Source organism: Streptomyces sp. NPDC055400 (assembly GCF_053644375.1).
Genome location: NZ_JBSHLM010000017.1, coordinates 97,750 through 118,659, shown reverse-complemented (window position 1 = coordinate 118,659; position 20,910 = coordinate 97,750). Strand labels below are relative to the sequence as shown.

The 20,910-nt window shown below is 69.7% G+C and carries 18 protein-coding genes; 3 read left to right on the top strand and 15 right to left on the bottom strand.

Translation table 11 applies throughout. The features are described 5' to 3' along the window. Positions 1–2: 2 nt before the first annotated feature. On the bottom strand, positions 3–473 hold the full coding sequence (locus ACWIGU_RS35905; RefSeq protein ID WP_454405855.1) for a DUF948 domain-containing protein: 471 nt from the start codon (positions 471–473) through the stop codon (positions 3–5). A gap of 147 nt (positions 474–620) precedes the next feature. Between ACWIGU_RS35905 and ACWIGU_RS35900 the strand changes: the two genes are divergently transcribed. Further along, entirely contained in the window at positions 621–2,825 is a 2,205-nt protein-coding gene (locus ACWIGU_RS35900; protein WP_454405854.1) for an ATP-binding protein, read from the top strand. A gap of 30 nt (positions 2,826–2,855) precedes the next feature. Here ACWIGU_RS35900 and rpsD read toward each other — a convergent pair whose 3' ends face one another. The 5 genes from rpsD to ACWIGU_RS35875 all read right to left on the bottom strand — a co-directional run bounded on the left by rpsD (position 2,856) and on the right by ACWIGU_RS35875 (position 8,234). Beyond that, positions 2,856–3,470, bottom strand: coding sequence for a 30S ribosomal protein S4 (gene rpsD, locus ACWIGU_RS35895; protein ID WP_100597404.1), 615 nt, complete (start codon positions 3,468–3,470; stop codon positions 2,856–2,858). A 450-nt stretch (positions 3,471–3,920) separates the two neighbouring features. After that, positions 3,921–5,294: a replication-associated recombination protein A gene (locus tag ACWIGU_RS35890; protein WP_454405853.1), complete on the bottom strand. Its 1,374-nt coding sequence runs from the start codon at positions 5,292–5,294 to the stop codon at positions 3,921–3,923. Between the two features lie 67 nt (positions 5,295–5,361). Further along, entirely contained in the window at positions 5,362–6,006 is a 645-nt protein-coding gene (locus ACWIGU_RS35885; RefSeq protein ID WP_454405852.1) for a vitamin K epoxide reductase family protein, read from the bottom strand. 242 nt (positions 6,007–6,248) lie between these two features. Then, positions 6,249–7,511 carry a histidine--tRNA ligase gene (gene hisS / locus ACWIGU_RS35880; RefSeq protein WP_454405851.1) on the bottom strand — a complete coding sequence of 421 codons (1,263 nt, stop codon included), beginning with the start codon at positions 7,509–7,511 and terminating at the stop codon, positions 6,249–6,251. A gap of 12 nt (positions 7,512–7,523) precedes the next feature. Continuing rightward, a complete protein-coding gene (locus ACWIGU_RS35875) occupies positions 7,524–8,234 on the bottom strand; it encodes an MBL fold metallo-hydrolase (protein WP_454405850.1) in 711 nt (236 codons plus the stop codon). Between the two features lie 214 nt (positions 8,235–8,448). Between ACWIGU_RS35875 and ACWIGU_RS35870 the strand changes: the two genes are divergently transcribed. Continuing rightward, complete coding sequence (locus ACWIGU_RS35870; RefSeq protein WP_356272274.1) at positions 8,449–9,261, top strand: peptidylprolyl isomerase; 813 nt, start codon at positions 8,449–8,451, stop codon at positions 9,259–9,261. Positions 9,262–9,395: 134 nt separating this feature from the next. Next, the gene (locus ACWIGU_RS35865; protein ID WP_326776708.1) at positions 9,396–10,628 is read left to right on the top strand and encodes a DUF349 domain-containing protein; all 1,233 of its coding nucleotides are present in this window, start codon (positions 9,396–9,398) and stop codon (positions 10,626–10,628) included. Positions 10,629–10,694: 66 nt separating this feature from the next. Here ACWIGU_RS35865 and ACWIGU_RS35860 read toward each other — a convergent pair whose 3' ends face one another. The 9 genes from ACWIGU_RS35860 to ACWIGU_RS35820 form a co-directional block, all read right to left on the bottom strand. After that, entirely contained in the window at positions 10,695–13,286 is a 2,592-nt protein-coding gene (locus ACWIGU_RS35860) for a RelA/SpoT family protein (protein ID WP_454405848.1), read from the bottom strand. Positions 13,287–13,455: 169 nt separating this feature from the next. Continuing rightward, positions 13,456–14,004 (bottom strand): adenine phosphoribosyltransferase, encoded by a 549-nt coding sequence (locus ACWIGU_RS35855; protein ID WP_356272280.1) that lies wholly within the window; start codon positions 14,002–14,004, stop codon positions 13,456–13,458. Then, positions 14,001–15,131, bottom strand: a complete 1,131-nt coding sequence (gene secF / locus ACWIGU_RS35850) for a protein translocase subunit SecF (RefSeq protein WP_454405847.1) — start codon at positions 15,129–15,131, stop codon at positions 14,001–14,003. The genes ACWIGU_RS35855 and secF overlap by 4 nt, the downstream gene beginning before the upstream one ends. 1 nt (position 15,132) lies before the next feature. Next, entirely contained in the window at positions 15,133–16,902 is a 1,770-nt protein-coding gene (secD, locus tag ACWIGU_RS35845; RefSeq protein WP_454405846.1) for a protein translocase subunit SecD, read from the bottom strand. Positions 16,903–17,041: 139 nt separating this feature from the next. Then, positions 17,042–17,542, bottom strand: a complete 501-nt coding sequence (gene yajC, locus ACWIGU_RS35840) for a preprotein translocase subunit YajC (RefSeq protein WP_454405845.1) — start codon at positions 17,540–17,542, stop codon at positions 17,042–17,044. 165 nt (positions 17,543–17,707) lie between these two features. Further along, positions 17,708–18,781: a Holliday junction branch migration DNA helicase RuvB gene (gene ruvB, locus ACWIGU_RS35835; protein WP_454405843.1), complete on the bottom strand. Its 1,074-nt coding sequence runs from the start codon at positions 18,779–18,781 to the stop codon at positions 17,708–17,710. Positions 18,782–18,833: 52 nt separating this feature from the next. Next, positions 18,834–19,442 carry a Holliday junction branch migration protein RuvA gene (gene ruvA, locus ACWIGU_RS35830; protein WP_326776702.1) on the bottom strand — a complete coding sequence of 203 codons (609 nt, stop codon included), beginning with the start codon at positions 19,440–19,442 and terminating at the stop codon, positions 18,834–18,836. Further along, complete coding sequence (ruvC, locus tag ACWIGU_RS35825) at positions 19,439–19,987, bottom strand: crossover junction endodeoxyribonuclease RuvC (protein ID WP_454405842.1); 549 nt, start codon at positions 19,985–19,987, stop codon at positions 19,439–19,441. The genes ruvA and ruvC overlap by 4 nt, the downstream gene beginning before the upstream one ends. Before the next feature lie 104 nt (positions 19,988–20,091). Continuing rightward, positions 20,092–20,844: a YebC/PmpR family DNA-binding transcriptional regulator gene (locus ACWIGU_RS35820; RefSeq protein ID WP_266566512.1), complete on the bottom strand. Its 753-nt coding sequence runs from the start codon at positions 20,842–20,844 to the stop codon at positions 20,092–20,094. Positions 20,845–20,910: the final 66 nt, after the last annotated feature.

The window sequence follows — 20,910 nt, the reverse complement described above, 5'->3', positions numbered from 1 at the left end:
CGTCAGTCCCTCTTATTCCGGTTGTTGCGCGTGGCCTGCTTGCTGCGCCGCGCCGACGGGACGGCGCGGCCCACGATCACGGTACGGCGGGACGGCTTGGCGGGCGCTTCGGCTGCGGAGGCACCCGTGGACTTGCGGCCGATCGCCCGGCGCACGCCGTAGCCGAAGGCGGCCACCTTGACGAGCGGGCCACCGAAGGTGGAGGCGACGGTGGAGGACAGCGCCGACGCGTTCGACGTGACCTCCTGGACGTCCGACGCGATGGCGTCGACCCGGTCGATCTGCGTCTGCGCGGAACGCACGGCCGCGGAGGCGTCGGCAAGCAGCGGGACCGCCTGCTCGGTCACATCCGCCACGAGTTTGGTGGTCGCCCTGAGCGTCTGGGCCAGCCTCGCCAGAGCCACCGCGAGGAAGGAGACCAGGATCGCCCAGAAGACGGCCACCAGGATCCCGGCCACCTCTCCACCGGACACTTAGCACCGCTTCCTGAACATCGAAAAGTCGTCTCCCGAGCCTATCGCGCCGGGGTCCGCGCTCCGTACCGGATTACCTCTCACCGCGGGCGGAGTTACGCGTACCGATTGTACGGAGTGCTTACGCATGAGTACGCTCCGTACCTCATGCGACGCGAACTGCGCCCAGCCGACGGGCCCGAGGGTTCCACCCCGCCCGGCAACCTCCCCCTCGAGCTCAACCGCTTCGTCGGCCGGGCCGATGAACTCGCGGAGCTCACGCGGGCTCTTGATGCGGCCCGCCTGGTCACCGTGACCGGTGCCGGCGGAGTCGGCAAGTCCCGCTTCGCCGCGAGATCGGCGGCCCTGGCCGCAAAACGCCTGGGCTGCGACGCCGTCCGGCGGGTGGACCTCGCCACGGTGCGCGAGCCGCACCTGGCCGAGTACGCGCTCGCCGCGGCCCTCGAACTGACCGACCACACGAGCCGCCCGCAGCGCGAGGTCCTTCTCGACCACCTCGGACAGCGTCAACTCCTGCTTGTCATCGACGGGTTCGAGCATCTCGTCGACGCGTGCGCCTCACTCGTCACCGAACTGCTCGGTGCGGCGCCGGGGCTGCGGATCCTCGCGGTGGGGCGCAGGCCGCTGTCCGTCGCAGGGGAACGTGTCTTCCCGCTGGCGCCGCTCGGTACGGCGGACGCGGCGGAGCTCTTCGCCGACCGGGCCGCCGCGCTGCTGCCCGGCTTCGCCCTGGACGACGGGAACAGGACGGTCGTCGTCGAGGTGTGCCGGCGGCTCGACTGTCTGCCGCTCGCGGTGGAACTGGCGGCGGGGCGGCTGCGGGCGCTGTCGCCCGCGGACCTGCTCGACCGGCTCGACGACCGGTTCAGGCTGCTGACGGGCGCCGCGCGCGGGGCGCTGCCGCGGCATCAGACGCTGCGGACGGCGATCGGCTGGAGCCATGAGCTGTGCACGGCGCAGGAGCGACTGCTGTGGGCGCGGCTCTCGGTGTTCTCCGGGCAGTTCGACCTGGACGCGGCGGAGTACATGTGCAGTGGGGACGGGCTGCACGCCGAAGCGGTCCTCGATGTGCTGTCCGGGCTGATCGCGCAGTCCGTGGTGATCCGCGAGGAGGCGGGCTCCGTGGTGCGCTACCGCATGCTCGACACGGTCAGGGCGTACGGCGCGGACTGGCTGGAGGCGTCGGGCGACACCGCGCGGATGCGGCGCCGTCACCGCGACTGGTACATGGGCCTCGCCACGTGGTGCGAGCTGGACTGGTTCTCGCCGCGGCAGGCGCAGGTGGCGGCGCAGATCGGGGCGGAGCTGCCGAATCTGCGCGCCGCGCTGGAGTTCTGTCTGACGGAGCCGGGCGAGACGCATCTGGGGCAGTACCTCGCGGGCACGCTGTGGTTCTTCTGGGCGGGCTGCGGCCGTCTGTCGGAGGGTCGGCACTGGCTGGAGCGCAGTGTGGAGCTCGACGCCGAGAGCGAGGACGGTGACTTCGCCAGGTCCCGGCTGAAGGCGCTGTGGGTGCTCGGCTATGTGGCGATCCTCCAGGGCGACACGGTGCCCGCGCTGGCCGCGCTCCAGGAGTGCCGCGACGAGGCGGAACGTGTCGGCGACGCCACGGCGGTCGCGTACGCGGAGCACCGCAGGGGCTGCCTGGCGCTGGTCACGGACGATCTGCCGCGCGCCGAGGAACTCCTGCGGACGGCCCTCGCCGGCTACCGGGAGATCGGTGAGCTGAACAGCAGCGTGCTGATGGGCCAGGTCGAGCTGGCGATGGCCGTGGCGTTCCGGGGAGATCTCGCCACGGCGGTCGAGCTGTGCGAGGACGTGCGGCTGATCTGCGAGGACCACGGCGAGCGGTGGACGCTGGCGTACGCGCTGTACGTCCTGGCGTACGCGGAGTGGACCAAGGGCGATCTGGTGCGGGCACGGCAGCTGCTGCGCGAGTGCCTCGTCATCGGGGACACGTTCGACGACCTGCTGGGCACGGTCCTGACGATCGAGCTGCTGGCACTCGTCACGGTGTCGGAGGGGGACGCGCGCGAGGCGGCGCTGCTGCAGGGCGCGGCCGGCCGGATCTGGGCGTCGGTGGGGCTGCCGCTGTTCGGCTCGGCGCACTACAACGCGCCGCACGAACGGTGCGCGTCGGACGCCCGGGCGATCCTCGGCGACACGCGGTTCGAGTCGTTCGTCGCCGCCGGGGCGCGCCTTGAGCCCGGGGAGGCGGTTCAGCGGGCGCTCGGGCGGGACACCGCATCGCGGCCGGCCGTGGTGCCGGGGCCGCGCGCCGCGCATCCGGGCCCGGAAACGCGCGAACCCGCCGCCTCCCCGACCGTGCAGGGCGGGGAGACGACGGGCTGAGACGCAGGAAGTGCTACGTCCGCCGGATGATCAGCGGGCGTAGTACTCGACGACGAGCTGCTCGTCGCAGATCACGGGGATTTCCTTGCGGTTCGGGTCACGGTCCAGACGGAAGGCCAGGGCCTTCAGGTTGACCTGGAGGTAACGCGGGATCTCGCCGTCGGGGGCGAAGCCACCCTCACGCGCGACCTGGAACAGCGGCTTCTCGCGGCTGCGCTCGCGGACCATCACGACGTCGTCGGGACGGACACGGTACGACGGCTTGTCGACCTTGCCACCGTTGACCTCGATGTGGCCGTGAACGACCATCTGGCGGGCCTGGTAGATCGTGCGGGCGATGCCCGAACGCAGAACCAGGGCGTCGAGACGACGCTCCAGCTCGATGACCAGGGCCTCACCGGTCTTGAGCTGCGTCTTGGCGGCACGCTCGTAGGCGCGGACGAGCTGGCGCTCGGACACGTCGTACTGCGCGCGCAGACGCTGCTTCTCCAGCAGACGGACCTTGTAGTCCGAGTTCTGCTTGCGGCCGCGGCCGTGCTCGCCCGGCGGGTAGGGGCGGGCCTCGAAGTACTTGACGGCCTTCGGGGTCAGCGCGATACCGAGGGCACGCGACTTCTTGACCTTGGGGCGGGACTGGTTCGTCATGAACCAAACACCTCATTGTTCTGTGTGGATACGGCTTCACCAGGGTTAAGGGAGGTCGCATCCGCAGCCGGGGAAACCCGCCTTGTCCGTGCGGACGGGGCAGGCAGCCGCTCCCTGGTCTGGGCACATACGTGCAGCACGCGAGTGGCCCACCGACCGCTTCCCGGAAGCCGGGATGGTGGTGGGCTGCCCGCGACACCTATCGACGGTGCGCGACGCTCCTGGATCCCCATGCCTTGCGGCGTCGGGGTTCCGGCTGCATGTCCCGCTCTGGTGGTGCCGGCCGGGGCCGGACGCGAGACGCAGCGCTTCGGAGAGTTTACAGGGTGCCCCGGTGTGCTGCGGACCGGGGTACGTGCCCTGAAGTGGCGCAGGCCGAGGTAGCGCCCTGAAGGGGCGCGGGGAACTGCGCGACCAGCCCACAGCGCACCCGCGCCCGGCAGCCCACGCTCAGCCCCCGCCTTCGCCCCGCAGCCTCTCCCGCACCCGCTCGACCACGTCCGCGTACCGCGCCTCGCCCCCGTACCGCGTGGGCTCGTAATACCGCCGGCCGGCAATCGCGTCCGGCGCGTACTGCTGGGCCGCGATGCCACCAGGCACATCGTGCGGATACACGTACCCCTGCGCGTGACCGAGCTTGGCCGCACCCTTGTAATGGCCATCACGCAAGTGGGCCGGGACCGGGCCGGCAAGACCCTTGCGTACGTCTTCCATCGCCGCGCCGATCGCCGTCGTAGCCGAGTTCGACTTGGGGGCCAGAGCGAGAGCGATGGTGGCGTGGCTGAGGGTGAGCGCCGCCTCGGGGAAGCCGATCATCGCGACGGCCTGGGCTGCCGCGACGGCCGTGGGCAGCGCCGTCGGGTCGGCGAGGCCGATGTCCTCGCTCGCGGAGATCATCAGGCGGCGGGCGATGAAACGGGGGTCCTCACCCGCCTCGATCATGCGGGCCAGATAGTGCAGGGCGGCGTCCACGTCGGAGCCGCGGATGGACTTGATCAGGGCGCTCGCGACGTCGTAGTGCTGGTCGCCGTCCCGGTCGTACTTGACCGCGGCGCGGTCGACGGACTCCTCCAGGGTCTGGAGGGTGATCTCCTTCTCCTGCTTGGCGAGGGCCGAACCCGCGCCCGCCTCAAGGGCGGTGAGAGCCCGGCGCGCGTCGCCGCCCGCGATGCGCAGCAGGTGGCTCTCGGCCTCGTCGGGGAGCGTGACCGCGCCGCCGAGACCGCGCTCCTCGGTGAGCGCCCGCCGGAGCAGTGCGCGCAGGTCGTCGTCCGTGAGTGATTCGAGGGTGAGGAGCAGGGAGCGGGACAGGAGCGGCGAGATGATCGAGAAGTACGGGTTCTCGGTCGTCGCCGCGATGAGCGTGACCCAGCGGTTCTCGACGGCCGGCAGGAGGGAGTCCTGCTGGGCCTTGCTGAAACGGTGGATCTCGTCGAGGAAGAGGACGGTCTCCTTGCCGTGGCCGCCGAGCGCCCTGCGGGCGCCGTCGATGACGGCCCGTACCTCCTTGACGCCCGCGGTGATCGCGGAGAGCTCCACGAAACGCTTGTTCGTCGCCTTGGAGACGACGTACGCGAGGGTCGTCTTACCGATGCCCGGCGGGCCCCAGAGGATCACCGACGAAGGCCCGGCAGGGCTGTACCCGCCGTGGGCTCGATCGCCCTCCCCCACGAGACGGCGCAGGGGTGAGCCCGGCTTCAGCAGATGCTGCTGGCCGACTACTTCATCGAGGGTGCGCGGGCGCATCCGGACGGCCAGGGGACTGCTGGACGGGTCCTTCTCCTGGCGGTCTTCGGCTGCGGCGGTGAACAGGTCGGGCTCCACGTCGAAACCCTATGTCACCCCACTGACAATCCCGCCCGGCCCCGTGAAGCAGGGCCCAGGCCGCCTGTCAGCTGGTCCAGAAGTCCCACCAGCGGGTCAGGATCAGCATCCCGATGATCCCGACGTGCAGCACGGGAAGGACCCACGTGAACTCGCCGAAGAACGACCGCAGCCAGGACGGCGCGGGCAGGAACTTGTTGCGCACGTTGAACGACGTCACGTACCAGAACATGACGATCGTGGCGACCCACGCCAAGGAGCACCACAGGCACAGCGAGTTGATCCGGTACAGCGACTGGAACTGCAGCCACGTGCAGAACCCGACCCCGAACAGCGTGCCCGCGTTGAACGTCAGCCAGTACCAGCGCGGGAACCGCGCCCGCCCCAGCAGGCTCATCCCCACACAGATCACGACCGCGTAGGCCGCGAGCCCCAGCATCGGATTCGGGAACCCGAACACCGCCGCCTGCTCGCTCTTCATGATGTTCCCGCACGACACCACCGGGTTCAGACTGCAGCCCGGCGTGAAGTTCGGGTCCTCGAGCAGCTTGAACTTGTCGATCGTGATGACCCACGCCGCGAGCAGCCCCGCCGCACCGGTGATCACCAGAAGCAGCGCGAAACCCAGGGAGCCCCCGGCACTGCGGGGAGCGCCCGCTCCGTCGTCGCCGGTCGAAGAGGCACTGTCGCTTGCCGTGGTCGTCCTGCTCATCACGCCGTTCCGTCGCTTGAGGTGGTGGCCTGCTGGCAGCCCTATTCTGCCGCACGCTCCTGTGCGTCCACCGTTCGATGGGCATAAGCATGTACGGCCGACGGTCCCGAAGCGTTCGCTCCGACGGGGCGGTCCCTGACATGACGACACACTCGGCACGAGCAGAGACGAGACGAAGGGCACGAACAGGAAGGAGCGGGTCACTCGAGTGACCCGCTCCTTCGTCCGTCCCACAGGCCCGGCTACGCCAGCTTGCCCTTCAGGACCGTCACGATCTCCTCGACCGCCACCGCCTCCTGTTCGCCCGACTCCATGTCCTTGAGCTGGACGACACCGTCGGCGAGGTCGCGTTCGCCGGCGACGATCGTGAAGCGGGCGCCGCTGCGGTTCGCGTTCTTCATCGCGCCCTTGAGGCCCTTGCCGCCGTACGAGAAGTCGGCAGAGACGCCGGCCCGGCGCAGCTCCGTCACCTTGGAGAAGAGGACACGGCGCGCCTCGTCGCCGAGCGGGACCGCGAACACGCTGGTGGTGGAGGGGAGTTCGAGCTCCACACCCTCCGCCTCCAGCGCCAGGACCGTACGGTCGACGCCGAGCGCCCAGCCGACGGACGGCAGCGACGGGCCGCCGATCATCTCGGACAGGCCGTCGTAGCGGCCGCCGCCGCCCACCGCGGACTGCGAGCCGAGACCGTCGTGGACGAACTCGAACGTGGTGCGCGTGTAGTAGTCGAGCCCGCGGACCAGCTTCTCGTCGTCCTCGTACGCGACGCCCTCGGCGGTCAGGAGTTCACGGACCTGCTCGTGGTACGCCTTGCAGCCGTCGCACAGGTAGTCGCGCAGCGAGGGCGCGCCGACGAGCTGCTTCTGGACCTCGGGGCGCTTGTCGTCGAGAACACGCAGCGGGTTGATCTCGGCGCGGCGCAGGGTGTCCTCGTCGAGGACGAGGCCGCGCAGGAAGTCCTGGAGCGCGGCGCGGTAGACGGGCCGGCACTCCTTGTCGCCGAGCGAGTTCAGCAGGATGCGGAAGTCGCGCAGCCCGAGCGAGCGGTACGCCTGGTCGGCCAGGATGATCAGCTCCGCGTCGAGCGCCGGGTCCTCGGCGCCGATCGCCTCGGCGCCGACCTGCGAGAAGTGCCGGTAACGGCCCTTCTGGGGGCGCTCGTAGCGGTAGTACGAGCCCGAGTACCAGAGCTTCACCGGGAGGTTGCCGGCCTTGTGGAGGTTGGCCTCCAGGGCGGCACGCAGCACGGACGCGGTGCCTTCGGGCCGCAGGGCGAGCTTGTCGCCGCCCTTGGTCTCGAAGGCGTACATCTCCTTGGTGACGATGTCGGTGGACTCACCGACACCGCGCGCGAACAGCTCGACGTTTTCGAAGCCGGGCGTCTCGACGTAGCCGTAGCCGGAGTTCCTCAGCGGGGTGGAGATGGCGTCGCGCACCGCGAGGTACGTCGCGGAGTCGGGGGGAAGCAGGTCGTACGTGCCCTTGGGGGCCTGAAAGGTGCTCACGGAAGTCTCTCGTCACATTCCTCGTCGGGGAGCCTCGAAGGAGGTTCCCTGGCCGGCGGCCACCTGCCGCAGATACGGGTTGGTGGCGCGCTCCTGGCCGATGGTCGTCTGGGAGCCGTGCCCGGAGAGCACCACGGTCCGGTCGTCGAGCGGCAGGCACACGCGTGCCAGCGATTCGAGCATGTCGTCCATGGAGCCACCGGGCAGATCGGTGCGTCCGATGGAGCCGGCGAAGAGCAGATCCCCGGAGAAGAACACGGACGGGACGTCCGCGCTCTCGGGCATCGTGAAGGTCACCGACCCCTTGGTATGACCCGGCGCGTGCGCCACGGTCAGGTCGAGACCCGCCAGCTTCAGTCCGGCGCCGTCGCTCAGCTCCCGCACGTCGTCGGGCTCCCCCACGGTCAGCTCACCCATCAGCGGCATGCCGATGGAGCGGCCGAGCGCCTTCTCCGGATCGCTCATCATGTAGCGGTCGGAGGGGTGGATCCACGCCGGGACGTCATGGGCCCCGCACACGGGGACGACGGAGGCGACGTGGTCGATGTGGCCGTGCGTGAGGATGACGGCGACCGGCTTGAGCCGATGCTTCTTGAGCGCGTCCTCGACTCCCTGGGTGGCCTGGTGGCCGGGGTCGATGATCACGCACTCCTCACCCGCGGCGGGGGCAACCAGGTAACAGTTGGTGCCCCAGGCCCCGGCGGGGAACCCGGCAATCAGCACGATCGTCCTTCGTATGTCGTCCGGCGGAAGTGTGTCCGCAGAAGAATGCGGCAGATCAGAGCCTACCGGCGCTGCCGATTCCACAGCTAACCCATATACGGTACGGGCACACAGCAGGCGGTCGTAACAGGTCCAGTTCAGACCCGGTTCGTCCCGTTCGATCACTTCGGATCGGTGCGGATTCAGGTCTCGCGACGTACGAGGAGTAGACCCGGTGGTCAGCAACGATCAGCGGCGGCGACAGCTCGCCCGGGAGAAGTTCTTGCGGCAGCAGCAGCGGCGGGAGTCGGCGCGGCGCAGGGCGCGCACACGCAACACGGTGATCGCGTCGGCGTTGGCCGTGGTCGTGGTGGCGGGCGCCGGCGCGTTCGCCGCCGGGGCCTTCGACGGCAAGGACGCGAAGGACACGGCGGCCTCCGAGCCGAGCGCGAGCCCCTCCAAGGCCGCCGACCCGTGCGAGAAGCCCGCCGCGGGCAAGGTGAAGCCGCTCAGCTGGAAGAAGGAGCCGGCGCTCACCATCGACAAGTCGGCCGGCTACACGATGAACCTCGCGACGACGTGCGGTGACATCGGCATCGACCTCAAGGCGAAGGAAGCGCCGCACACGGTCAACTCCTTCGACTTCCTCGCCGGCAAGGGGTACTTCGACCACACGAAGTGCCACCGGCTCACCACCAACGGGATCTACGTCCTGCAGTGCGGCGACCCGAAGGGCACCGGCGCGGGCGGTCCCGGCTACACGATCCCGGACGAGAACCTGAAGGACAAAAGCCTGAAGGGGAACGTGTATCCGGCGGGCACGATCGCGATGGCGAACACGGGCCAGAAGCACACCGGCGGCAGCCAGTTCTTCCTCGTGTACCAGGACAGTCAGTTGCCGCCGAGCTACACACCGTTCGGGACCATTTCCGATTCCGGCATGAAGGTGCTCAAGAAGATCGCCGCCGCAGGTGAGAGCACCGGGCAGGGCGACGGCGCCCCGAACGCCACTGTCGTGATCGACAAGGCGACCGTGAAGAAATCCTGACCGCCGGCGGTGAAATTTCGGTCGCGCGGGATGCGGACAGCCGCCCCGCCGGTCGCCTATGTTGGCCGTGACGAAACTGTGGACGATGCCCGGGGCCCCAAGGCGCCCCGCAGGCATCATGTGGAGGAGGCGCTGTGAGCAGCGACCCGTGGGGCCGCGTCGATGAGACGGGGACCGTGTACGTGCGTTCGGCCGACGGCAGCGAGCGTGAAGTCGGTTCGTGGCAGGCAGGTTCTCCTGACGAGGCCCTCGCCTACTTCAAGCGCAAGTACGACGGCCTGGTCGTCGAGATCGGGCTCCTCGAGCGCCGGGTGCAGACGACCGACCTGTCGGCGAAGGACGCCACGACCGCCATCGAGCACCTGCGCGAGCAGGTGACGGATGCGCACGCCGTCGGCGATCTGGAGGCTCTGGGCAAGCGCCTGGACAAGCTCGTCGAGACCGTCGACGCGCGCCGCGAGGAGCGCAAGGTCCAGAAGGCGAAGCAGTCCGACGAGGCGCGGCACGCCAAGGAGGCCCTGGTCACCGAGGCCGAGGAGCTGGCCCAGAGCGAGCAGTGGCGCGCGGCCGGCGAACGGCTGCGGGCGCTGGTGGACACCTGGAAGGGTCTGCCGCGTCTGGACCGAAAGTCGGACGACGAGCTGTGGCACCGCTTCTCGCACGCGCGCTCGGCGTTCTCGAAGCGCCGCAAGGCGCACTTCGCGTCGCTGGACGCGCAGCGCGAGGACGCCCGCCAGGCCAAGGAGAAGCTGGTCGCCGAGGCCGAGTCGCTGTCGGGCTCGACCGACTGGGGGACCACGGCCGCCCGGTACCGCGAGCTGATGACGGACTGGAAGGCCGCGGGCCGCGCCCAGCGCGAGCACGAGGACGACCTGTGGAACCGCTTCCGCGGCGCCCAGGACGTGTTCTTCGCGGCGCGCAGCTCGGTCTTCGCCGAGCGGGACGCCGAGCAGGGCGAGAACCTCAAGCTCAAGGAGGAGCTCGCCGACGAGGCGGAGAAGCTCCTGCCGATCGGGGACCTGAAGACGGCCCGCGCCGCCTTCCGCTCGATCAACGAGCGCTGGGAGGCCATCGGCCACGTGCCGCGCGACGCGCGTCCGAAGGTCGAGGGCCGGATGCACGCCGTGGAGCGGGCACTGCAGGAGTCCGAGGAGACCGAGTGGCGCCGGACGAACCCGGAGGCACGCGCGCGTGCCGAGGGGCTCACCGGTCAGCTGCAGGCCGCGGTCGACAAGCTGCGGGGGCAGATCGACACGGCCCGCGCGCAGGGCAACAACGCGAAGGCCGACAAGCTGGAGCGTGAGCTCGACGGCCGTCAGGCGCTGCTCGACCAGGCGCTCAAGGGCCTGCACGAGTTCGGCGGCTGAGCAGTCATCGCATGATGGGAAGGGCCCCCGGCGCCGAGCGCCGGGGGCCCTTCCCATGTCTGTCGGCTACGGCCTGCGCGCCGACGTCACCCGGTACACGTCGTAGACGCCCTCTACTCCCCTGACCGCCTTCAGGACGTGACCCAGGTGCTTGGGGTCGCCCATCTCGAAGGTGAAGCGGGAGGTGGCCACCCGGTCGCGGGACGTCTGCACGGCCGCGGACAGGATGTTGACGTGCTGGTCGGACAGGACCCTGGTCACGTCCGAGAGCAGCCGCGAGCGGTCGAGTGCCTCGACCTGTATGGCGACGAGGAAGACCGAGGACTGCGTGGGCGCCCACTCGACCTCGAGGATCCGCTCGGGCTCACGGGACAGCGACTCGACGTTCACACAGTCGCTGCGGTGCACCGATACGCCGCTGCCGCGCGTGACGAAGCCGATGATGGGGTCGCCGGGGACGGGCGTACAACAGCGGGCCAGCTTGACCCAGACGTCCTCGACGCCCTTGACGACCACGCCGGGGTCGGCGTTCGCACGGCGCTTGGAGCGGCCGCGCGACGGGGGTGCGCTTTCGGCGATGTCCTCGTTGGCGGCCTCCTCGCCGCCGAGGGCCTGGACGAGCTTCTGGACGACGCTCTGCGCGGTGACGTGGCCTTCGCCGATCGCCGCGTACAGGGACGAGATGTCGGGGTAGCGCATCTCGTGCGCGAGCGTGACCAGCGAGTCGCCGGTGAGGATGCGCTGGATCGGCAGGTTCTGCTTGCGCATGGCGCGGACGATGGCGTCCTTGCCGTGCTCGATCGCCTCGTCGCGGCGCTCCTTGGAGAACCAGGCACGGATCTTGTTGCGCGCCCGGGGCGACTTGACGAAGCCGAGCCAGTCGCGGGACGGGCCCGCGCCCTCGGCCTTGGAGGTGAAGACCTCCACCAAGTCGCCGTTGTCCAGGGTCGATTCGAGCGGTACGAGCCGCCCGTTGACCCGTGCTCCTATGGTCCGGTGACCGACCTCGGTGTGGACCGCGTACGAGAAGTCCACCGGGGTCGCGCCGGCCGGGAGCGCTATGACGTCGCCCTTCGGCGTGAAGACGAAGACCTCGTTGCGCGAGAGGTCGAAGCGCAGGGACTCCAGGAACTCGCCCGGGTCCTCCGTCTCCTTCTGCCAGTCGAGCAACTGGCGCAGCCACGCCATGTCGTTGAGGTGGTCGTCCTTGCCCGTGCCCTTCGGGGCGTCGGAGCGCACCTTGGAGGCACCGGCGACGGCCTCCTGCTTGTACTTCCAGTGCGCCGCGATGCCGTACTCGGCGCGGCGGTGCATGTCGAACGTACGGATCTGCAGCTCAACAGGCTTGCCGTTGGGGCCGATCACGGTCGTGTGCAGCGACTGGTACATGTTGAACTTGGGCATCGCGATGTAGTCCTTGAACCGGCCGGGGACCGGGTTCCACCGCGCGTGCACCGTGCCGAGGGCGGCGTAACAGTCCCTCACCGTGTCGACAAGGACACGAATGCCCACCAGGTCGTAGATCTCCGCGAAGTCACGGCCGCGGACGATCATCTTCTGGTAGACGCTGTAGTAGTGCTTCGGGCGGCCGGTGACGGTCGCCTTGATGCGGGCGGCGCGCAGGTCGCTCTGCACCTCGTCGGTCACTATGGCGAGGTACTCGTCGCGCTTGGGCGCGCGCTCGGCCACCAGACGCACGATCTCGTCGTACATCTTGGGGTAGAGGATCGCGAAGGCGAGGTCCTCCAGCTCCCACTTGATGGTGTTCATGCCCAGGCGGTGCGCCAGCGGAGCGTAGATCTCCAGCGTCTCGCGGGCCTTCTTCTCCTGCTTCTCGCGCTTGAGGTACCGCATCGTGCGCATGTTGTGCAGGCGGTCGGCGAGCTTGATGACCAGGACGCGCGGGTCCTTGGCCATCGCGACGACCATCTTGCGCACGGTCTCGGCCTGCGCGGCCTCGCCGAACTTCACCTTGTCCAGCTTGGTGACGCCGTCGACGAGCAGGGCGACCTGGTCGCCGAAGTCGCGGCGCAGGGTGTCCAGGCCGTACTCGGTGTCCTCGACCGTGTCGTGGAGCAGGCCGGCCATGAGCGTCGCGGGGTCCATGCCGAGCTCGGCAAGGATCGTCGTCACCGCGAGCGGGTGCGTGATGTACGGGTCGCCGCTCTTGCGCTTCTGCCCGCGGTGCCAGCGCTCGGCGACCTGGTAGGCGCGCTCGACCTGGCGCAGCGTGGACGTCTCGATCTTCGGGTCGTTGCTGCGCACTATCCGCAGCAGCGGCTCGAGAACGGGGTTGTACGGGTTCGAGCGCTGCACGCCGAGACGGGCGAGGCGGGCACGGACGCGGTTCGAGGAGCCGGAGCGGGCGGGCTGGCCCGCCGCGGGGCGCACCACGGGCGGCGTGGGCGGCGCAGCCGGGGCCGGGGCGGCGGCTTTGGGGCCGGGGGCCGGGCGCTTGTCGGCGGGAGGCTTGGGGCGCGGCTGCTGCTCGGCCGCCTTGCCGCCCGGCGTGCCGGTTGCGCTCTGCCCGGTCCTGCCGGGCTTCGCGGGCGCGGCTGGGGCAGCCGCGGCCTGGTCGGCCTTCTGGTCGGGCTTGGCGGCTGTGGGTACCCCCACGCGCTCGGCGCTGGGGGAGAGTGGCTTGGCCTCGTCTGGCAACGGCGCTCCTCGTGCGCGACGGGTCCCCCGTTCAGGTCCCGGAGAGCCCATGGTATCGACACTGGGCCGCCCGCTCGCCTTCGGCCGGTGGGACGGCTTTCAACTGGAGAAACGCAAAAGGCGGGCACCGGATTCCTCCGGGCCCGCCTTTACGCCTGTGACCAGGTGTTCAGACCATGAGCAGTGAGTCCAGCGGGGCTCCGTCGAGGGCCGGGAGCAGCCGCTCGCGGCCGCTCAGGAAACCCAGCTCCATCAGGACGGCGATGCCGGCGACCTCGGCGCCCGCGCGCCGGATGAGACGCACCGACGCCTCGGCCGTCCCACCGGTGGCAAGGACGTCGTCGATCACCATGACGCGGTCACCCGCGACCAGGTCCTCGGCGTGCACCTCGATCTCGGCCGACCCGTACTCCAGGTCGTACGACTGGCTGAGCGTCGCCCCGGGGAGCTTGCCGGCCTTGCGTACGGGGATGAAGCCGAGCCCGGCGCGTACGGCCACGGGGGCGCCCAGGATGAACCCGCGCGCCTCCAGGCCGACGACCTTGGTGGCGCCGTTCGCGACGCAGAGCTCCGCGAGGGCGCCGGTGAGCGCCGTGAAGGCCGACGGGTCCGCCAGGAGCGGGGTGATGTCCTTGAACATCACGCCCGGCTCCGGGTAGTCCGGCACATCGCGGATGCGGCTGAGCAGCAGCGTCGAGAGTTCTGCGAGCTCCGTCATCGGCGCTTCCCCGAGGGCCGCCCGCGGCCGCGGTTGCGCGACGCCGGCTGGTGGCGGGGGCCGACGACCGCGGTCGCCGCCTCGCCGTCCGACTGGTCGTCGTCGTAGTCGTAGTCGTCGTCCTGCGGCGCCGGGGCCTCGGCCGACTCGCCCTTGGCGGCAGCCGACGCGCGCTTGGCGAGCACGCGCTTCTTCAGGGCCTTGATCTGCGGGTCGCGTTCCTTGAGGTCGGCGACGAGCGGAGTGGCGATGAAGATCGACGAGTACGCACCGGCCGCGAGGCCGACGAACAGCGACAGCGAGATGTCGTTGAGCATGCCCGCGCCGAGGAAGCCGCCGCCGATGAACAGCAGGCCCGCCACGGGCAGCAGCGCGACGACCGTGGTGTTGATCGAACGCACCAGCGTGCCGTTGATGGAGCGGTTGGCGATCTCGCTGTAGGTGAAGCGGGTCTGCTTGGTGATGTCCTTCGTGCCCTCCTTCAAGGAGTCGAAGACCACCACCGTGTCGTAGAGCGAATAACCGAGGATGGTCAGCAGACCGATCACCGTGCCGGTGGTGACCTCGAAGCCGACCAGGGCGTAGATCCCGACCGTGATCGTGATGTCGTGGATCAGTGCGACCAGGGCCGCGATGGCCATGCGCCATTCGAAGGCGATGGCCAGATAGATCACCACGAGGATCATGAACACGATCAGGCCGGTCCATGCCTTGTTGGCGATGGTCTCGCCCCAGCTGGGCCCGACGAGGTCGGCGTTGATCTTCGCCTCGGGGACGTTCAGGTCCTTGGCGAGTTCGGTCTTGATCTGGTCGGACTTGGCGGTGTCCACGCCGGAGACCTGGATGCGCAGACCGCCGGTGCCGAGCTCCTGGACGATCGCGTCGTGCCCGGAGGCCGCTTCGGCGGAGCGCTCCGCCACGCCCGCGGAGACGCTGGTCTTCGGGGTGGTGAAGACCGCGCCGCCCTCGAACTCGATGCCCATGTTCAGACCACGCACCGCCAGGCCGACGATGGCCGTGATGGTGATCAGGATCGAGATGCCGTACCAGATCTTGCGCTTGCCGATGAAGTCGTAGCCGACTTCACCGCGGATGAGCCGGGCGCCGAGATGGCCGAGCTTCGACATCTCACGCCTCCTTCGTGTTGACAGGGCCTACGGGAGAGCCGGGGGCACGGCGTGTGCGGCGCAGTGGCGGCTTGGCGCCGAGGCGCTTCGGGTCGAGCCCGGACCACGGGTGTCCGTTCGCGAAGAACTTCTTGCGGGCCAGGATCGTCATCAGCGGCTTGGTGAACAGGAAGACGACGACCACGTCGAGCACGGTGGTCAGGCCGAGCGTGAACGCGAAGCCCTGGACCTTGCCGACGGTGACGACGAACAGCACCGCGGCGGCGAGGAACGACACGAAGTCGGAGACCAGGATCGTGCGCCGGGCCCGCGGCCAGGCGCGCTCGACGGAGGGCCGCAGCGAGCGGCCTTCACGGATCTCGTCCCTGATGCGTTCGAAGAACACGATGAACGAGTCCGCCGTGATTCCGATCGCCACGATCGCACCGCAGACCGCCGGCAGGTTCAGCGCGAAGCCGATGGCCGGGCCGAGGAGCGTCATGATCACGTAGGTGAGGACCGCGGACACGAGGAGCGAGGCGAGCGCGATCAGCGCCAGGCCGCGGTAGTAGACCACCAGGTAGATGACGACCAGCAGGAGGCCGATGGCGCCGGCGATCAGGCCGGCGTGCAGCTGCTCGCCGCCGAGGGCCGCGGTGACCGTCGTGACGCTCTGCTCCTGGAAGGAGAGCGGGAGGGCACCGTAGGACAGCACGTTGGCGAGGTCCTGGGCGGACTGCTGGTCGAAGCTGCCGGAGATCTCCGCGCTGCCGCTCAGGGTCGAGCTGACGCTGGGGGCCGAGACCACGTCGCCGTCGAGCACGATGGCGAACTGGTTCATCGGCGGCTGCTGCTGCGAGAGCTTGCTGGTGATCTTCGCGAACTTCTTCGAGCCGCCGCTCGTGAAGTCCATGTTGACGACCCAGGCGCCGGTCTGCTGGTTGATCGTGGCCTGCGCCTTGTCGACGTCCTTGCCGTTCACCTCGGCGGGGCCGAGGATGTACTTCTCCCACTGGCCGGACGAGTTCTTACCGCACGCCACGGCGGTGTCCTCGGGCTTGACGCCCGAGGTGACCTGGCTGCGGGCGGCCTTGTCGGTGCAGTCGAGGTCCGTGAACTTCTTCTGCAGTGCGGCGGTGGCCGCGTCCGGGGTGGGGCTGGCCGAGGGGGTGGGCTTGCCGCTCGCGGAGGCGCTGGCGCTCGGCGACGGTGAGGAGTCGGCCTTCAGAGCATCGGTGACGGCGCGGCCCTGCGAGGTCGCGGAGGCGGTCGGCGTGGGGGTCGGCGTGCTGGACGCCTTGTCCTTGCTGCCGTCCGTGGCCTTGTCGGTCGCCTTGTTCTTGCCCGAGCCGGAAGGGCTGGCGGAGGGCTCGGGAGTGGGCGCACCGGCGGCCACGGTGAGCACGGGGCGGAAGTAGAGCTGGGCGGTCGTGCCGACCTGCTCGCGCGCCTGCGCTTCGTTCGTCCCCTTGGGGATGTTGACGATGATGTTGTCCGAGCCCTGGGTCTGGACCTCGGACTCCGTGACACCCAGACCGTTGACGCGGCGCTCGATGATGCTCACGGCCGTGTTCATGTTGGTCTGGTTGACCGCGTTCTTCTGACCCGGCTCGCTCTTCGCCTTGAGCGTGATGCTCGTACCACCGGCGAGGTCGATGCCCAGGCGCGGCGTGGTGTGGCCGGACAGGAACATCCCGCCGGTCAGCGCCACCATCGCGATCAGGATGAAGGCCAGTGTGCGGCCCGGCCTGCTCTGGGCGCCGTGACTTCGGCCCTTCTTGGGTGCTGCCACCTTCTCGTTCTCCCTCTCCATCCGTCCCGCAGCGGGGTACGTGCCCGGACGGCCATGAAATGGTGTCGAGAATCCGTGCGGAAATCACACGTCCGGGACCGCGGAGCGCGAGCGGGCGCGCGCGGTCCTGGGGGCGTGACTACTTCGCGTCGGACTCGCCGTCGGTCTTCTTCGGCTCAACGCCGTCGGCCTCGGAGGCTACGTCAGTGGCAGCAGCCTCGTCCTTCTTGTCGAGGTCGATGCGCGAGTCGTCCGAGGCGTCGGCGGGCTCGTCGGTCTCGGTGAGGGAGGAAGCGTCGTCCGGCACGATCGCACCATCGGCGCCGAGGGCGTCGTGGTCATCGTTGTCGTCACTCTCGGTGCCGTGGACGATGCGGTTGTACTCGTCGTCGGCCAGGACGGCGCCGATCGCGTTCTTCGCGTAGACGGCGTGGACGCCGGGGGCCACCTCCAGAAGGACCATCTCGTCGTGGACCTCCTTGACGGTGGCGTACATGCCCCCGATCGTGCGGACGCCGGAACCGGGCTGCATCTGGTCCCGCATCTGGCCTGCCGCCTGCTGCTTCTTCTTGGCGGAGCGGGTCATCAGGAACATGGCCCCGATGAGCACGATGAACGGGAGGAGGGTCACGATATTCACGGGACGGAAATTCCTTCGCACGACCGCGCACGTAGGCGGCCTGTTGGATGGGGGTGGGCACGCCGTCCACAAGGGCGGCATCGGCGGAGTCTAAGCGAGTCCGCACTCAAGGAACAACGCTCAGCATGGCACCGGGGTTCCTGACCTGGCGACTACCCTGCGCGATCACGTCCCGAACAGGTCCCCTTGTCCGCTTGTTCCCCTTGTCTGCTGGGGCGGCGTGAGGCCGAGGTGGGCCCAGGCCGCGGGCGTGGCGACCCGGCCCCGCGGCGTACGGGCGAGCAGACCTTCTCGTACGAGGAAGGGTTCGGCGACCTCCTCGACCGTCTCGCGCTCCTCCCCCACGGCGACCGCGAGGGTGGAGAGGCCGACGGGGCCGCCGCCGAAGAGCTTGATCAGCGCTTCGAGGACGGCGCGGTCGAGCCGGTCGAGGCCGCGGCCGTCCACCTCGTAGACGCCGAGGGCCACCCCGGCGATGTCACGGGTGATGTGGCCGTCGGCCTTGACCTGCGCGTAGTCGCGGACCCGGCGCAGCAGGCGGTTGGCGATACGGGGGGTGCCGCGGGAGCGGCCGGCGATCTCGGCGGCGCCCTGGGGGTCGATCTCCACGTCGAGGAGGTTCGCCGAGCGGTGGATGACACGCTCCAGCTCGGCCGGCTCGTAGAACTCCATGTGCGCCGTGAAGCCGAAGCGGTCGCGCAGCGGCGGGGGCAGGAGGCCCGCGCGCGTGGTGGCGCCGACGAGGGTGAACGGGGGCAGCTCCAGCGGGATGGCCGTGGCGCCGGGACCCTTGCCGACGATGACGTCGACCCGGTAGTCCTCCATCGCCATGTAGAGCATCTCTTCGGCGGGGCGGGACATGCGGTGGATCTCGTCGAGGAAGAGGACCTCGCCCTCCTGGAGGGAGGAGAGGATCGCGGCCAGGTCGCCGGCGTGCTGGATGGCCGGGCCGCTGGTGATCCGGATGGGGGCGCCCATCTCGGCCGCGATGATCATGGAGAGCGTGGTCTTGCCGAGGCCGGGCGCGCCGGAGAGCAGGACGTGGTCGGCGGTGGCACCACGCGCGCGTGCCGCCCTGAGGACCAGGTCGAGCTGTTCACGGACCTTCTCCTGGCCGATGAACTCGCCCAGGTCCTTGGGGCGCAGGGCGGCCTCGACCGCCTGGTCCTCGCCGTCGGCGACAGATCCCACGAGCCGCTCGGTGTCGGGCGTCGCGTCGGTCGTGTCGTCCCAGTTCATGAGGTGTGCCTCGCGGTGGTGGTGGTTCGGGCGGGGAGCGGGCGCGGCCCGGTCAGCGGGTGCGGTTCAGCGTCTGGAGCGCGGCCTTGAGGAGCTTGCCGACCTGCGGCGTGCCGCCCTCCTCCTCGGCCTGCGGGGCGACGGCCTCGATGGCCTCGTCGGCCTCGCGCGTGGCGTAGCCGAGCCCGATGAGCGCGGCGTGCAGCTGGTCGCGCCAGCCTGACGTCACGGGGGCGCCCACGCCCGTACCGGTGCCGAGGGGCGCACCGAGCCGGTCCTTGAGTTCGATGAGCAGCTTCTGGGCGCCCTTCTTGCCGATGCCGGGCACGGCGGTGAGCGACTTCTCGTCACCGGAGGCGACGGCGCCGCGCAGCGCGTCGGGGCTGTGCACGGCGAGCATCGCCTGCGCGAGGCGCGGCCCGACGCCGCTGGCGGTCTGGAGCAGCTCGAAGGTCTGCCGCTCGTCGTCGTCGGCGAAGCCGTACAGCGTGAGCGAGTCCTCGCGTACGACGAGGGAGGTGGCGAGCTTGGTCTGCTGGCCGATGCGGAGGCCGGAGAGCGTGTTCGGAGTGCACTGGACGGCCATGCCGATGCCGCCGACCTCGACCACCGCGGTGTCAGGGGCGAGCGCGGCCACCGGGCCGCTGACGAAGGCGATCATGCGATACGGCCTTTCGGTGCTGTGGCTGATTTCGATGCGTGCAGGGCGACGGCCTGCCGGAGTCTGTTCTGCGCGGGGGCGCGCCAGATGTGGCAGATGGCGAGGGCGAGAGCGTCGGCCGCGTCGGCGGGTTTGGGGGGAGCGTCCAGTCTCAGCAGGCGCGTCACCATGGCGCCCACCTGAGCCTTGTCGGCCCGTCCGCTGCCCGTCACGGCGGCCTTGACCTCGCTGGGCGTGTGGAGGGCTACGGGGATGCCCCGGCGGCTGGCGCAGAGCATCGCGACCGCGCTCGCCTGGGCCGTCCCCATGACCGTCCGCACGTTGTGCTGGCTGAACACCCGCTCCACGGCGACGAATTCGGGCCGGTGCTCGTCCAGCCACTGCTCGATGCCCTGCTCGATGGCGACGAGGCGGTGGCCCAACTCCGCGTCGGCCGGGGTCCGTACGACGCCGACACCGCGCATCGTCAGAGGCCGCCCCGCGACCCCCTCGACCACGCCGACACCGCACCGGGTCAGCCCCGGGTCCACACCGAGTACGCGCACCCCGCCCCTCCTTCGATAGCCAGTTTGTGCAGGCTATCGGGTACCGCTGACAATGCGACGGGCCGACGGGTATGTGTCCCGTCGGCCCGTGCGCTGCCTGCGTGTCAGGCGTCGACCTTCTCCATGACCTCGTCGCTCACGTCGAAGTTGGCGAAGACGTTCTGCACGTCGTCGCTGTCCTCGAGCGCGTCGATGAGCTTGAAGATCTTGCGGGCGCCCTCCTCGTCCAGCTCGACCTGCATGGTCGGGACGAAGTTGGCGTCGGCCGAGTCGTAGTCGATGCCGGCCTCCTGGAGCGCGGTGCGCACCGCGACCAGGTCGGTGGCCTCGCTGAGCACCTCGAAGGACTCACCGAGGTCGTTGACCTCTTCGGCACCCGCGTCGAGCACCGCACCGAGGACGTCGTCCTCGGACAGCTCACCCTTGGGGACGATCACGACACCCTTGCGGTTGAACAGGTACGAGACGGAGCCGGGGTCGGCCATGTTGCCGCCGTTGCGGGTCATGGCGACGCGCACGTCGGACGCGGCACGGTTGCGGTTGTCGGTGAGGCACTCGATGAGCACCGCGACACCGTTGGGACCGTAGCCCTCGTACATGATCGTCTCGTAGTCGGCGCCACCGGCCTCGAGGCCGGCGCCGCGCTTGACCGCGGAGTCGATGTTCTTGTTAGGGACCGAGCTCTTCTTGGCCTTCTGGATGGCGTCGAAGAGCGTCGGGTTGCCGGACACGTCGGAGCCGCCCGTGCGGGCAGCGACCTCGATGTTCTTGATCATCTTCGCGAAGAGCTTGCCGCGCTTGGCGTCGATCACGGCCTTCTTGTGCTTCGTCGTAGCCCATTTAGAGTGGCCGGACATCTGCCTGTCTCCTTCGCGTAACCAACCCAGTACTAACTCCCCCTGGCCTCAAGGGCCGGGGGACCC

What these genes read in the sequence shown, in the direction of transcription:
- ACWIGU_RS35900 (WP_454405854.1), top strand. Translation starts at nt 621, where the DNA reads ATGCGACGCGAACTGCGCCCAGCCGACGGGCCCGAGGGTTCCACCCCG.
- rpsD (WP_100597404.1), bottom strand. Translation starts at nt 3,470, where the DNA reads ATGACGAACCAGTCCCGCCCCAAGGTCAAGAAGTCGCGTGCCCTCGGT.
- ACWIGU_RS35885 (WP_454405852.1), bottom strand. Translation starts at nt 6,006, where the DNA reads ATGAGCAGGACGACCACGGCAAGCGACAGTGCCTCTTCGACCGGCGAC.
- ACWIGU_RS35855 (WP_356272280.1), bottom strand. Translation starts at nt 14,004, where the DNA reads ATGACGGAGCTCGCAGAACTCTCGACGCTGCTGCTCAGCCGCATCCGC.
- secF (WP_454405847.1), bottom strand. Translation starts at nt 15,131, where the DNA reads ATGTCGAAGCTCGGCCATCTCGGCGCCCGGCTCATCCGCGGTGAAGTC.
- ruvB (WP_454405843.1), bottom strand. Translation starts at nt 18,781, where the DNA reads ATGAACTGGGACGACACGACCGACGCGACGCCCGACACCGAGCGGCTC.
- ruvA (WP_326776702.1), bottom strand. Translation starts at nt 19,442, where the DNA reads ATGATCGCCTTCGTCAGCGGCCCGGTGGCCGCGCTCGCCCCTGACACC.
- ACWIGU_RS35820 (WP_266566512.1), bottom strand. Translation starts at nt 20,844, where the DNA reads ATGTCCGGCCACTCTAAATGGGCTACGACGAAGCACAAGAAGGCCGTG.